Origin of the sequence: Fibrobacter sp. UWB11 (assembly GCF_900143015.1) — a bacterium.
In the GTDB taxonomy this organism is placed as follows: Bacteria; Fibrobacterota; Fibrobacteria; order Fibrobacterales; family Fibrobacteraceae; genus Fibrobacter.
This window is the reverse complement of record NZ_FSRT01000006.1, coordinates 12,001-25,416: the sequence shown is the minus strand read 5'-3', so window position 1 is coordinate 25,416 and position 13,416 is coordinate 12,001. Positions and strand designations below refer to the sequence as shown.

At 48.7% G+C, this 13,416-nt stretch carries 9 protein-coding genes; 5 read left to right on the top strand and 4 right to left on the bottom strand.

Annotated features, from left to right (window positions below; translation table 11 throughout):
- Positions 1-11 precede the first annotated feature (11 nt).
- Genes BUQ91_RS15160 through dusA form a run of 3 tightly spaced genes read left to right on the top strand, consistent with a single transcriptional unit; the run spans position 12 to position 4,349 of the window.
- On the top strand, positions 12-1,562 hold the full coding sequence (locus tag BUQ91_RS15160) for a sugar ABC transporter substrate-binding protein (protein WP_074209885.1): 1,551 nt from the start codon (positions 12-14) through the stop codon (positions 1,560-1,562).
- 48 nt (positions 1,563-1,610) lie between these two features.
- Positions 1,611-3,302, top strand: a complete 1,692-nt coding sequence (locus BUQ91_RS15155) for a sensor domain-containing diguanylate cyclase (protein ID WP_072831076.1) — start codon at positions 1,611-1,613, stop codon at positions 3,300-3,302.
- A gap of 18 nt (positions 3,303-3,320) precedes the next feature.
- Entirely contained in the window at positions 3,321-4,349 is a 1,029-nt protein-coding gene (gene dusA, locus BUQ91_RS15150; RefSeq protein ID WP_072831074.1) for a tRNA dihydrouridine(20/20a) synthase DusA, read from the top strand.
- Between the two features lie 70 nt (positions 4,350-4,419).
- On the opposite strand, the gene BUQ91_RS15780 is transcribed toward dusA, so the two are convergent.
- Positions 4,420-4,608 carry a hypothetical protein gene (locus BUQ91_RS15780; RefSeq protein WP_173474617.1) on the bottom strand — a complete coding sequence of 63 codons (189 nt, stop codon included), beginning with the start codon at positions 4,606-4,608 and terminating at the stop codon, positions 4,420-4,422.
- Between the two features lie 101 nt (positions 4,609-4,709).
- On the opposite strand from BUQ91_RS15780, the gene argF reads away from it, so the two are divergent.
- Complete coding sequence (argF, locus tag BUQ91_RS15145; RefSeq protein ID WP_072831072.1) at positions 4,710-5,666, top strand: ornithine carbamoyltransferase; 957 nt, start codon at positions 4,710-4,712, stop codon at positions 5,664-5,666.
- 186 nt (positions 5,667-5,852) lie between these two features.
- Positions 5,853-8,234: an HD domain-containing phosphohydrolase gene (locus BUQ91_RS15140; RefSeq protein ID WP_074209884.1), complete on the top strand. Its 2,382-nt coding sequence runs from the start codon at positions 5,853-5,855 to the stop codon at positions 8,232-8,234.
- A gap of 107 nt (positions 8,235-8,341) precedes the next feature.
- Here BUQ91_RS15140 and BUQ91_RS15135 read toward each other — a convergent pair whose 3' ends face one another.
- The 3 genes from BUQ91_RS15135 to BUQ91_RS15125 form a co-directional block, all read right to left on the bottom strand.
- Positions 8,342-9,631 carry a citrate synthase gene (locus tag BUQ91_RS15135; protein ID WP_074209883.1) on the bottom strand — a complete coding sequence of 430 codons (1,290 nt, stop codon included), beginning with the start codon at positions 9,629-9,631 and terminating at the stop codon, positions 8,342-8,344.
- Positions 9,632-9,762: 131 nt separating this feature from the next.
- On the bottom strand, positions 9,763-11,055 hold the full coding sequence (locus BUQ91_RS15130; RefSeq protein ID WP_074209882.1) for an aminotransferase class I/II-fold pyridoxal phosphate-dependent enzyme: 1,293 nt from the start codon (positions 11,053-11,055) through the stop codon (positions 9,763-9,765).
- Between the two features lie 333 nt (positions 11,056-11,388).
- Positions 11,389-13,275, bottom strand: a complete 1,887-nt coding sequence (locus BUQ91_RS15125; protein WP_074209881.1) for an HD-GYP domain-containing protein — start codon at positions 13,273-13,275, stop codon at positions 11,389-11,391.
- Positions 13,276-13,416 lie beyond the last annotated feature (141 nt).

Genomic DNA, 13,416 nt, shown 5'->3' with positions numbered 1-13,416 from the left:
GGAGGTGTACCATGAAAGCTATTACGAAAATTGTGGGCATCGTAACAACGATTGCCGTATCGTTCATTTTTGCAGCAAAGGCACCTGTAGCAAAGCCCAAACCTAAACAAGAAGCCCTAACGGTCTGGATTATGCCAAACGGTGCTTCGCCTCAGGAAAAACTAGAACAAAGGCTTAACCTTTTCACAAAGAAAACAGGAATCAAGACAAAAGTCACCGTTCTGGACTGGGGTGTAGCCTGGAACCGCATCACGACGGCACTTGCCACCGGCATAGACGCACCAGACGTATTACAGCTCGGCACAACATGGGTCCCGTACTTTGCTTCCCGCGGCGAAATCAAGCCTTTGAACGAATGGCTCACACAAATTGATTCCACGAGGTTCGTTCCCGTCAGCTGGAACACGACTCATATCGACTCCGACACGACCATCTATTCCGTTCCGTGGTTCATCGATATCCGCCCAATTTTGGCCAACAAACGCATTCTCAAGAAGAACGACATCAATCCTGACGATGTCTCTACATTTGATGGATTCGTTAAAGCCATCCGCAAGGTGAACAACAGCCACGAAGTGCTCGACGACGGCACCAAGGTCCGCGCATTTGCATTCCCGGGAAAGAACGACTGGAATATCCCGCACAACTTCGCCCCGTGGATCTGGAGCAATGGCGGCAATTTCATCGAAAAAGACGCTAATGGCAAATGGAAAGCGAGTATCCTCACCCCAAAGACCATCTATGGTATCGCCAAGTATTTGAGTTTTGTACTCGACACCCTCGTCAGCACCGACGCCTTGCAGATGAACACGGCTCAAATTGTACAACACTTTAATGCGGGTGAACTCGCCTTTATCGTAAACACATCCGAAGTCATCATGCAGACACGAATCGAAGGCGAAAAAGGCGGCCTTTTGAACACGAGAATCGGTAACGACAGCGTCATGGCTCTTCCCATACCGAAGGGCACGGAAGGCTCCATCAGCTTCATCGGCGGCAGTAACCTCGCCATCCCGACAGGCAACAAAAAGCAAGAATCTTTGGATCTTTTACTTTATCTCACCAACGATGAAAACTTGGATGCATATACAAAGCAAATAGGCATGCTCCCCGCATCGAAGAAGGTTCTTGCCAACTGGTCCAAGGACGACGACTACAAGACGCTTGTTCCTATGCTCGGCACAGGGCGTGCCTACACAGCCATTCCAGAATGGGGTGATATTGAACAGATTCTCGGATCCATGTTCAGCGCCATTTGGGACCATCTCGAAATCCCGGCGCTTTACTCCGAAGAAAAGATTTATGAAATCCTCGCGAATTATTCAAACAACATAAACAAGCTCCTGAACCACCCGATTTCCGGAGACCTCACATTTGCAGAATTCCGCGAAACCTGGCACAAGGCCCTGGGCATCAAGGACGGAAACCAGAACAAGGGTATCGAAGAAAAAACAAAGCCGACCGAAGAAAACGATTCCGGTTTCAGCCGTACCCCGTGGATTTTCGCCATCGCCGTGCTCTTCGGGTTCATTTTTGCGTTCACCCGCAGAAAGAAACGCTAACCAGTTGCAAATTCGTTAGTTATATTTCAAGAAAAGACGCAAAGAACTATGGGTTTAAAAGTTTCCAATCTCACAAACAGCATCATCATCAAGAGTTTACTGCTCTTGATTGTCTCAATGCTTGTCATCGTGATGATTGGAACTTACGTTTTCACCCAGAGGCAAATGAAGACCACGCTTAAACTGAGTTACGATACCAACGAAACCCAGTTACAGCAACTCGCAAACACGGTCAACAACGAAATGGAGCAGTTTGCAAGTCGTCTGACTTTGTTGGCAAAGACTTCCGAAATTCAAAGCATGGACAAGCTCATAGCGGCCGGTTACCTCAAAAGCTTCAACATATCGTCGCTATTCATTTCGGGCGAATCCATATCGCTCTTTGACCGTAGCTACAATCTTGTCTGCAACAACTCCATGCTGGGCTCAACCAAGATAACCTACCCCATCGAATTCAATAGAATTTCACCACACAGACCCACCATTTCTCCGTGGTACCGTGATGCAGACGGCACTCCCAAGCGAGCCTTTGGCGTTGTCGTTTCGGACAGAGCCATGGGTGATGGAAGACTGATATCAAACTTTTCGATTCGCCGACTCTGGAAATACTTTTCGGAATACAAAGTCGGGCAAAACGGCATTCTCATCGCATGCAATGGCCAAGGCGAAATCCTTTACCACCCGGATATGAGAACTTGGCTTGACGGAGTCCACAAGATTTCCGAACTCGGACTTGGCGACATGAACATCAAGCAGGACAACGATAATTCCATTCGTTTCGTAAAGCTGGACAAAGGAAAATCCTACCTCATCAACAGGACTTTCAACCCGACTTACGATCTCGGTCTTATCGCTCTCCAGCCCAAGACTGAAATTGACGCCCAAGTTTCATCGGTCCAGCATGTTAGCCGAATTATTTTGTACAGTTCCATTATCGCCATTTTGCTCGTTTCTCTCTGGCAAATATTGATTGTGTGTAAGCCATTGAACAACTTGATTGACCATATTTCGCAAATTACCGAAGGAAACCTCAACATCGAGGAATTCAAGGCAAAGAGCAGCCAAGACGAAATCGGCAGACTTGCAAAAGTCTTTAACCAGATGCACGCCACTATAAAACGGCAAATTCAGGAACTGAACGCGCATAGAGAGATTCTTGAAAAAGAAGTCAAGGAACGTACGTACGAGCTAGAACAAGCTAACAAAAAACTCGACTTGATTTCAAGAACGGACGAACTCACGCAACTGCCGAACCGTCGCGACATGCACAGGACTATCGAAAAGGAAGTCGAACGCGCAAACCGATTCAGAAAGGCTTTCAGCATTATCTTTATCGATATCGACCATTTCAAGAACGTAAACGACACATACGGCCATGCCGCAGGCGATGCCGTGCTCAAGTCCGTCGCAAGTACCATCCGCGGGCTTCTCCGCAAATACGACGTTCTCGCTCGATATGGCGGTGAAGAATTCTTGACGCTCCTCCCCGAAACAGAGCTGAAAGACGCCGCACACGTTGCCGAACGATTCCGCAAGCAGATTGAAAACCAAACTATCTTCTTTGGCGGTAAAGAAATCAAGGTCACGATCACATTGGGTGTCGCTCAATTCGATAGCACTCAAGGCGCCGAAAAGTGCATCCAGCTTGCAGACAAGGCTCTTTACGAAGGCAAGGAACACGGCCGTAACAAAGTCATTCTTTGGAACAACGACCAGCCCATGGAAAATACGCAAACGTAAAATTCTATTTTTACGTGCATGAATATCGACTTTAATCGTAGACTTTCTATCGCTCCGATGCTCGACTGCACGGACCGCCACGAACGCTATTTTTTGCGTTTGCTTTCCAAGCACATTTTGCTCTATAGCGAAATGGTCGTGTCCACGGGGCTTTTGCACTGCGAAAACAAAGACTTATTCCTCGGTCATGAACCTTTTGAACATCCCGCCGTATTGCAACTCGGCGGTAGCAACCCCGCAGACCTTGCCGCAGCTTCAAAGCTTGTCGAAGCCGCAGGCTTTAGCGAAGTCAACTTGAATTGCGGTTGCCCTTCGGACCGTGTGCAAAACGGGAACTTCGGTGCATGCCTCATGAAAGAAAAGCAAGTTGTCGCCGACTGTTTCAAGGCCATGCAAGACGCCGTTTCGATTCCGGTTTCTATCAAGTGCCGCATTGGCGTTGATGACATGGACAGCTGGGAATTTTTCACAGACTTTATCCAAACTATTAAGGATGCCGGTTGCAAAATCTTTATCGTACACGCACGCAAGGCATGGCTCAAAGGCCTTTCGCCTAAAGAAAATCGCGAAGTGCCACCGCTCCATTACGAGTTCGTCCACCGCCTCAAGGCCGAAATGCCCGAGCTCAACTTGAGCATCAACGGCGGAATCAAGACGCTCGACCAGATCGAAGAGCAACTCCAGGATTTGGATGGCGTGATGGTCGGTCGCGAAGCCTACGAGAATCCGTGGTTTTTGCACGATGCCGATGCGAGAATTTTCGGGGATGTCCGCCCCGAAAGTAACGACCCGGCAGAAATTATCGCCGGGAATGCAATCCCCGCCACACGAAAGGCGCTCCTCGAAGCTTACCTCCCCTACGTCGAAAAACAGACTGCCGAAGGCTGCCCTGCAACGATTCTCGTGAAGCACCTCTACGGACTTTTTGCAGGCCTCCCGGGAGCCCGTAAATTCCGTGCCATGCTGAGCAACGAAAGCCCCCGCGCGCACCTTTACGGAGGCGCCGCCGCCCTCATCCGAAAAGCAATGGAGATGGTTGCGGAATAGTGTTAAAACTTAAGCCCACCCCTTGACAAACGAGAATTTTTTTTCTCTATTTGGTGGCGTATTTTTATGTTTAACCTTTAACGGAGATACAATATGCCTTGCGGAAAGAAAAGAAAGCGCAGGAAGATTGCGACTCACAAGCGTAAGAAACGCCGTCGTCGTGACCGTCACAAAAAGAAACTTCGCTAATATCCGTTAGCATTTTCTTGTGATTTCCTGTAAGACGGAGTGTAAAAGCTCCGTTTTTTTCGTTTTTCATTTAGTAAAGCCTAGGAAAACGCTCGGAAATCACGAAATACAATAAGAACCGGATGATTTTTTAATCAATGGTATAATAGGGTTTCGCCCAAAGGAATAGAAATGATCGATCGCAACAAACACTTCCTCCGCCTCATGGACTGGAGTGAAGAACGTATTCTCGAAACCGTCGCCATCGCCTCGCAGCTCAAGAAAGAAGTCCACGCGGGCAAAGTCTCTGACCGTCTCCACGGCCAGAACATCGGCATGTTCTTCGAAAAACCGTCTCTGCGAACTATTACAACTTTCCAGGTGGGCATGAACCAGCTCGGCGGCCACGCCGTGCTCCTCTCCCCGGATTCTATCGGGCTTGGCAAGCGCGAAAGCGTCAAGGACGTTGCCCGCTGCCTCAGCCGCTGGGTAAACGCCATTGTAGTCCGTTGCTTCAAGCAGCAGCTCGTCGAAGAACTTGCTGAATACGGTTCCATTCCGGTCGTGAACGCATTGACCGACGACTATCATCCGTGCCAGGCCATCGCTTTTGCCCAGATGATTAACGAAAACCTCGGTGGTTTCATGAACGCCGATGGCAAGCCGAAGACAGTCGCCTTCATCGGTGACGGCAACAACGTTGCAAACTCCTTCCTCGCCCTTGCCGCCAAGATCGGTATGAACTTCACGCTCGCCTGCCCGAAGGGTTTTGAACAGCCTTCCAAGGTTGTCGAAGAAGCATTGCCGCTCTTGAAGAAGCATGGCTGCCAGTACCGCGTATTCAACGACCCGAAGGATGCCGTCAAGGACGCCGACATTCTCTATAGCGATGTTTGGGTCTCCATGGGTCAGGAAGGCGAAAAGGCTACAAAGCAGTCTCACTTCTTGCCGTTCCAGATCAACGATGAACTCTTGAAGCTCGCTCCGGCTCACTGCAAGGTTTCTCACTGCCTCCCGGCTCACCGCGGCGAAGAAATCACGGACTCCGTGATGGACAATCTCGACGTGAACATGAGCTTCGAAGAAGCAGAAAACCGCCTGCACGCTCACAAGGCCGTGCTCTGGCAGGTTATGACTCCGTTTGCTTAATTTTGTCAAATAAACAGCAAAACGCTTTACGCCATCCACTCCCGTGGATGGCTTTTTTGCATAAAAAGGCTATTTTTTGCGATTATCGGCAAAAATTTAGACTTTTCCCTAGCCATATTCCATTTAGATATGATATATTTTTAAAGTCTAATTACGGCCTAGCTGTAATAAGAAGGGGAACTCTAAATGAAAAACAGATTTTTTGCTTTTAACGATGCGGGGGCATTCGAAAAAGAACTTGTCCAGTTTAGCAACTGGTGCAAGGAAAACGGTTCGCCTACCGTATGTTTCCAGATTCATTCTGCAATATTGGATCCGGAAAAACTGAAGCCTGTTTGGGACATCTTGGAAAAAGTTTTTTCCGATGTTCCATGGTTCGGCAACTCGACTAGCGGAAACATTGTTAACTGCGAAAAAACTGGCGACATCTCGGTATCAGCCATCATATTTGAAAAGCCGACAACAAAATTTAAGATTCATCAGTACGATTTCTCCCAAAAATCAATCAACGACATTGCAAACGAAATTGTAAAAGAGGCCAACCATAACCCCTGGGTGAAGGCCGTTGAAATTTATCATTGCATTGCACCTTTTTCTACAACGCATCTTTGCGAGGGCCTCGACTCCTTAGCACCGCACATCCAGATTTTTGGCGGTATCGTTTGTTCCCCCGATATCACAAGTCCGGAATCCTGTGTTTTTTCGTCAGTAGGCGGCTACACCAAGACCGGTCTTTTGGTCGTGTTCTATGGCGGCGAAGAGTTCTTTGTTGAATCACGCAAGATTAGCGGCTGGAAACCCATCGGTCGTAACTTCCACGTTACCCGTTCCAAAGGCAACGTCCTTTATGAATTGAGCAGCCTTCCAGCCTACGAAGTGTACAACAAGTACCTGAACATCAAGAACGACAATAATTTCTTTTATAACGCTCTTGAATTCCCGATGCTCTACGAGCATAACGGCATTTCAATTGTACGTGCAGCAGGCGCAAGTAATCCAGACGGTTCACTCACCATGTCTTCGGATATAGACGAAGGCTCGATAGTCCGCCTGTCGTATGGCGAACCTCAGTTGATTGTCGAAAAAATCAGGGCCGAAAGCGAAAGCGCCGAACTTTTCGCCCCAGAAGTCATGCATATTTTCTCATGCGCTGCACGAAAAGCGTTCTGGTCGCAGCATGAACCGACCTATGAAATTACACCATTCAAGAATCTAGCCACCAGCACTGGATTTTTCTCGCATGGCGAATTTTTGCGTGAAAAAGGACATTTGAACCAACATAACATCACGCTTGTTATCGCTTCGATGCGTGAAGGCCCAATAGTAAGAAACGAAGACAAAAAAATAGAACATATTTCGGAAAAGTCTACACGTCTGCCGCTTGCAGCCCGCATGGCAACATTCATTAGCGAAACATCTTTTGAACTAGAACAGATTAACAGCAAGTTACGCGTAATGAACGAACACTTGCAAGATGTTGCTACGACAGACAGCTTAACGGGCCTCGAAAACAGACTTGCATTCGATGCACTTCTAGACACAATCAATCAAGAACAATCCAAAACAAGCAATTGGACCATGCTCTTGATGGACGTGAACGGCCTAAAATATGCAAACGACACCTTTGGCCACCAGGCAGGCGATGCACTAATCGTCGCAGCTGCTAACGCAATCAAAGGCGCCTACGGCACCACCGGGAATTGCTTTAGAATCGGAGGCGATGAATTTGTTGTTGTTATGCGAGCCCCGCTTGATTCGCTGTTCAAGCTGCAAAGACAATTGAGGAGAGGAATCGAGGAATACAACAAGACGGCTTTGTACCATTTGTCGATTGCTGTAGGCGAAAGTCGCCTATGCAGCGAGACCGGAATCCGCAAGTCTATTAGTGACTGGAAAATGGAAGCCGACTTGAACATGTATCGCGACAAGGTACGTTATCACAAATCGTCTGAAAGCAACGAGAACCAGAATCTCAAGGACCTGATTTCTTGCCTGATTTCAGTCGAAGAAGCAAAAGATTCTTACACGGCACACCATTCTGACCGCGTAAAAGCGTATTCAGAACTGATTGCCCGTTTCTTAGGTCTTTCGGAAAGTTCAATATCGTTGATTACAAATGCCGCTCATTTGCATGATATTGGCAAGATAGGCATTCAGGACAACGTACTTACAAAACCGGGAAAACTCACCGACGAGGAATTCGATATTATTAAACAGCACCCGGTTATTGGTGCAAAGATTCTAATGCAGTCAAACTACACGCACGAAATGGTGCAGATTGTGCTGCACCACCATGAACGCTTCGATGGCCGCGGCTACCCGGAAGGTCTCAAAGGCGAAGATATCCCAATAGGCGCCCGCGTGATTGCCATTGCAGACTCCATCGACGCCATGACCAGCAAGCGCGTCTACCGCGATGCCATGTCGCTGGACTACTGCCGCAATGAAATCGAGAAGAATCTAGGCAAAATGTACGACCCCGCCATCGGCAAGGTTGTGCTGGAGCATTGGAACGAAATGGTCGATTCCCTATTGTCAATGCGCTCAGGCCGTCCAAAAGTTATCTAAGACAGCCCATAAGAACTGCTCGATTCTATAGAAAAAGCGAACCCGAAAAGGTTCGCTTTTTTCGTAAAGCTAAAAGCCCCCGGCGCAGTTGCCAGGGACTTGAGAACTTATCGTTTATCGCGATCAATCCACGGGCGTTCCGTCTTGCCGGTGTAAATCTGGCGCGGACGGTTAATCTTGCTCTGCGGATCGTCGTGCATTTCCTTCCAGTGAGCAATCCAGCCCGGCAAGCGTCCGATAGCGAACATCACAGTAAGCATGTTCGTCGGGATGCCCATAGCGCGGTAGAGAATGCCGGAGTAGAAGTCCACATTCGGGTAGAGCTTACGTTCGATGAAGTATTCGTCCTTGAGGGCGGCTTCTTCGAGCTTGATAGCCACATCCAAAAGCGGGTCGTGCACATGTTCGCGTTCGAATACCTGGTACATGAGCTTCTTCAAGACCTTGGCGCGCGGGTCGTAGCTCTTGTAAACACGGTGACCAAAGCCAGAAAGACGGAACGGATCGTTCTTGTCCTTAGCCTTATCCATCACCTGTTCAATCGTCATGCCGCTCTGCTGGATACGGAGAAGCGTTTCGAGCACAGCCTGGTTTGCACCACCGTGGAGCGGGCCCCACAAGGCGCAAATGCCGGCGCAAATGCTAGCGTAAAGGTTAGCCTGAGAGCTGCCCACCATACGAACGGTCGAAGTGGAGCAGTTCTGTTCGTGGTCCGCATGGACAATCAAAAGCGTGTTGAGCGCCTTTTCCATGATCGGATCCGGGTGGTACGGGCGAGCCTTACTGCTGAACATCATGTTCAGGAAGTTGCTGCAGTAGCTGCGTTCTGCTTCCGGATACACGAACGGTTCACCGATACTTGCCTTGTAAGCAAATGCGGCAATCGTACGAATCTTCGAAATGAGGCCTGCGGTCGTGAGTTCGAATGCGCTTGCGATGTTTTCATCGTCATAGAAACGCGGCGTGAAAAGACCCACGGCATTCACCACGGACGAAAGAATACCCATCGGGTGAGCTCCCGGCGGCATTTCGCGGAAGAAGTGCAGCAAGTTCTCGTGCAACAAGGCGTTTTCCGTCAAGAGCGTGCGGAAATGGCTCAGCTGTTCCTGATTCGGGAGTTCACCGTAAATCAGGAGCCAAGCGGTTTCCGGGAAAGTCGCCTTTTCTGCAAGATCTTCAATGGAGTATCCTCGGTAGCGCAGCACACCATGTTCGCCATCGACGAACGTGATAGAGCTTTTAGTGCTACCGGTGTTCAAGTAACCGTAATCCAGCGTGACAAGGCCAGAACTCTTGCGAAGCGCGCTGATATCGAGACCGTGCTCGCCTTCAGTGCCATCAACGACGGGGAGTTCGTAGCTTTTTCCGTTGTAGTTTAAGGTTGCGTTATTGGACATGGAATCTCCGGTTAGGTTTTAGGTTATAGGTTACAGGTTTTAGGATTAAGTATTGCGCACTTCGTGCGTCGTTTTATGGGTGGCTTCGCCACGATTATTTCAACTAAACCCTAATACCTAATCCCTAATACCTATTTCATTTCCTTGATGCAATTATAGATATTTTCAAAGAGCTTGCCGAGCTTTTCGGTCGGAACGGCGCTGAAAGCAATGCGGATAAGGCCCGAGAGCATAATCGTGCCCGTGCTGTAATCCTTGATGAGCTTCTGGCGGAGTTCTTCGGCGTCAACGCCCTTCGGCTTGATGCACATAAAATAACCGCTGTTGCACGGCATCTGTTCGAAAGCGTCGTTGTATTCCGGATGTGCGGCCAAGACTTCCTTGATGATGTCGTAACGCTTCTTCAAGGTGGCGTACTTTTCGGCCTTCTGCTGAGCGTATTCGGCACTCTGGTAAGCGGCGAGCAAAATCTTCTGGCTAATGGACGGAGCGTTAGAAATGTTGCCACGGACCGTACCGGCGGCCTTGTCTTCGAGAGCCTTGAGCTGGGCTTCGGTAGCGCCCTTGAAACCAAAGCTCATAAAGCCAACGCGGAAGCCCCAAACGTAGTCTTCCTTGGTCGGGCCATCGAGCTTCACAGCGAGGAGGTTTTCGTGAGCATCGACAAGCTTCACGAAGAGGGATTCCTTCGTCACGCCTTCTTCATAAACGAGTCCAAAGTAAGCGTCATCGAGGAGAGCCACGACCTTGTTGCCGGCAGCAGCGCATTCCGTAAGAATCTTTGCAATTTCGACAGCTTCCTTTTCTGTAGCGGTATAACCCGTCGGGTTGTTCGGGAAGTTGAGGAGAACGACTTTCTTGTTGCTCTTGCTTTCGGCGAGGGCGGCCTTCAAGGCTTCCGTATCAAAGCCACCGTTCTTGAAGGTGTTGAACGTCTTGATCTTTGCGCCACGGGCGTTTTCGAACACGAGCTCGTAGTTGTCCCAGTAGAGGTCCGGGATGATGACTTCGTCGCCAGCGTCGAGGAAAAGGTAACCAGCGCAGCTAATGGCGTGCGTCAAAGCGCAGGTCACCACCGGATTGCTGAAATTCTTGGAAGCAAGCGTCGGGTTTTTCTTAATGACCTGAGCCTTCCATTCCTTGCGGAGGTCCGGATTACCGAAGCTCGGAGCATAGAGGAAGGACTGCTTCGGGAGATTCAGAGACTTGAGAACGCAGTCCAAAACGAGCGGAGAGCCGTCATCTTCGAGAGCTGTACCGATTGTCGCATTGATATCGGAGCCCTTGGCTTCGGCACCCTGGCCAAGAATACCCTTGCGCGGGAAGAAAATGGCCTTGCCCTGTTCAGAGAGCATATCAAGAACGCAGCAACCGTTTGCGGAGAGTTCTGCGTTCAAAGATTGAGCGAGAGGATTGTAGTTCATTCTCAATGTCCTGTTTTGAAATTTCCGCGGGGCAATTTAGAAAAAATGCGGGCCAATCGCAAGATTAAAAGGACATCAAAAAAGAATTAATAATGGCTCTTCGCCAATAATTCTTTTTGAAAAATAAAAATGCACGTCACGCGGGCGGGGCCCCAGCTCGGAGTTTTTTACCCATCCTGGCGCAAGCGCCAACCTTACGGCTCAGCAATGGGGCTGCAAGCAGCCCCGCTGCGTTCGCCTTTTAAGGTTGTGGCCGACGCTTTTGCACTCACAACGATAAATCGTTATACATTTTTTGAAACAACTACACGCTGTGAAAAAAGATGTAAGATTTTAATCTTCAAATTTGGTTTTCATGATTTTTTCGATGGTTTCGCGGTTTTTCACGAACGCATCGACAATTTCCGGGTCAAAGTGCGTGCCGCTTTCCTCAGTGATAATGCGGAAAGCCTCATCCACCGAGAAAGGCTTCTTGTAAGGGCGTTCCGACACCAAAGCGTCAAACACGTCCGCGACCGCCATAATACGCGCAGAAAGAGGAATTTCGGTCCCTTTCAAGCGTTCCGGATAGCCTCGCGAGCCATCCCACCATTCGTGGTGGCAATAAGCAATTTCCTTTGCCATCTTAAGGTAAGATGTCTCACCCAAGTTCTTAGATGCACGCACGAGCATATCGCGACCATAGACCGTGTGCAACTTCATCTGGGCAAACTCTTCATCCGTCAGCTTACCAGGCTTATTCAAAATCACGTCAGAAATGCTAATCTTGCCAATGTCATGGAGCGGAGCGGCCACCGCAATCGTCGAAACAAACGCATCATTAATTTCAGGTTCCTTGCCATCGCGCTGCAACTGTCGAGCAATCAGTTCGGCATATGCAGCCGTACGGTGCACATGTCCACCCGTCGTCTCGTCACGGTTTTCCACCATGTCGCCAAGCACCGTAATGATGTTCGTCTGGAGAGCCGCAATCGAGGCCGCCTGGTGTTCGGACTTGTTGATGTACAAATCGATTTCTTCGACAGCCTTGATAATCGCCGAATGTAGATTCTCGATTTCGTTATCCGTCACCACTTCAAGACCCTTAATCTGGTCAATCGATGTCCGGCGCCCTTCGCTACTGTCGTATGCAAAATGGTCCATCTCAAGAGTCATTTCATGAATCGGATAAACCACCCTACGATTTGCAATCAAGATGGCCGTAAACACAATTGCGAGCAAAAGTCCAAACAACGTCGAGAAAATCTTCGTGCAGAACAACACCACGCTAATGCGAATCGCGGCAAGGCTAAACTTGGTACAGACCAAATTTGGAGCCTCGGTACAGACAATCGAGACATCCCACTTGCCCGTCTCATGCATGCCAGGCGTAATCGTCAAAATGCGCGGATGCCGCCCCTTAAGGTCATGAATATAATCATGAAGCGTAGCCGAATCCGCATTCTGGATAGCATCCGACACAAGCCTGTTCACCGATTCTGCCAAAAGCGTTGTTTCATGGATTTCAGCTTCGGAATACGTCTTGTAAGCGACCGCCGTAGCTACCACCGCAAGCGCAAAACTCGACACAAACAAGAGCGCCGTCACCTGCGCCTTGAGCGTATGGATTTCGTTCTTGGAACGGTAGCGATCTTCGTGCGAACGGCCCGAAACAGAATCAAACGCCTTGATAAACCAACGTGGCGTCAAGCGAATCACGACATACGCAATAATAATTGTTATGGACTTATCCGGAATTTCCGTGCAGAAGTCCGCCAAAATCTGAGAAAGCAAAACAGGCAGCCCACGATCATGAAGCGCCGTTGCAATCGGAGTTACCACATTTTCTGCAATATTGAAGTCAAAAAGAAAATACGAAAGCACCGAGCACGGAATGCTCAGAATCATCAACATCCCAAGCAATATCGGCAAACGGGTAATCTTATCAAACGCTCCACGCCTAGCTGCAATCCCCGCGCACACAGCAATCATCACGTTAATCGTGCCGTAGTAAAATGTCGAAGAATCGACAAAACCGCCAATGAAGTTTGTCAAGAATCCAACAATTGCACCAGGGCTAAACCCACCAATCACAGCAACGACAATCGTACCCACGCTATCCAAGTACAGCGGCAATTCTAATTGGATAACCAAATCGGCAAGCAGTCGGTTGACGACAATACCGAGAATAATCAGGATAATAATCTGAATGAGCTTATGGGCAGAAATAAAACTTTTCACATTCTGTATATAGAATATTTTTCATCTTTTTGCAAAAAAATGCGTGATTTACCATACATTTCCAAAACAATTCTAGTGTAAAAAAATTTCAGCGACCCCGAAGAGTCGCTGAAACTTTTCCTCCTAACGTATTCCTTACAA

Bases quoted from the DNA above. Each gene is read 5' to 3' on its own strand.
- BUQ91_RS15780 (WP_173474617.1), bottom strand. From the start codon at position 4,608: ATGAAAAACGAAAAAAACGGAGCTTTTACACTCCGTCTTACAGGAAAT.
- BUQ91_RS15160 (WP_074209885.1), top strand. From the start codon at position 12: ATGAAAGCTATTACGAAAATTGTGGGCATCGTAACAACGATTGCCGTA.
- BUQ91_RS15135 (WP_074209883.1), bottom strand. From the start codon at position 9,631: ATGTCCAATAACGCAACCTTAAACTACAACGGAAAAAGCTACGAACTC.
- BUQ91_RS15140 (WP_074209884.1), top strand. From the start codon at position 5,853: ATGAAAAACAGATTTTTTGCTTTTAACGATGCGGGGGCATTCGAAAAA.
- argF (WP_072831072.1), top strand. From the start codon at position 4,710: ATGATCGATCGCAACAAACACTTCCTCCGCCTCATGGACTGGAGTGAA.
- BUQ91_RS15155 (WP_072831076.1), top strand. From the start codon at position 1,611: ATGGGTTTAAAAGTTTCCAATCTCACAAACAGCATCATCATCAAGAGT.
- dusA (WP_072831074.1), top strand. From the start codon at position 3,321: ATGAATATCGACTTTAATCGTAGACTTTCTATCGCTCCGATGCTCGAC.
- BUQ91_RS15130 (WP_074209882.1), bottom strand. From the start codon at position 11,055: ATGAACTACAATCCTCTCGCTCAATCTTTGAACGCAGAACTCTCCGCA.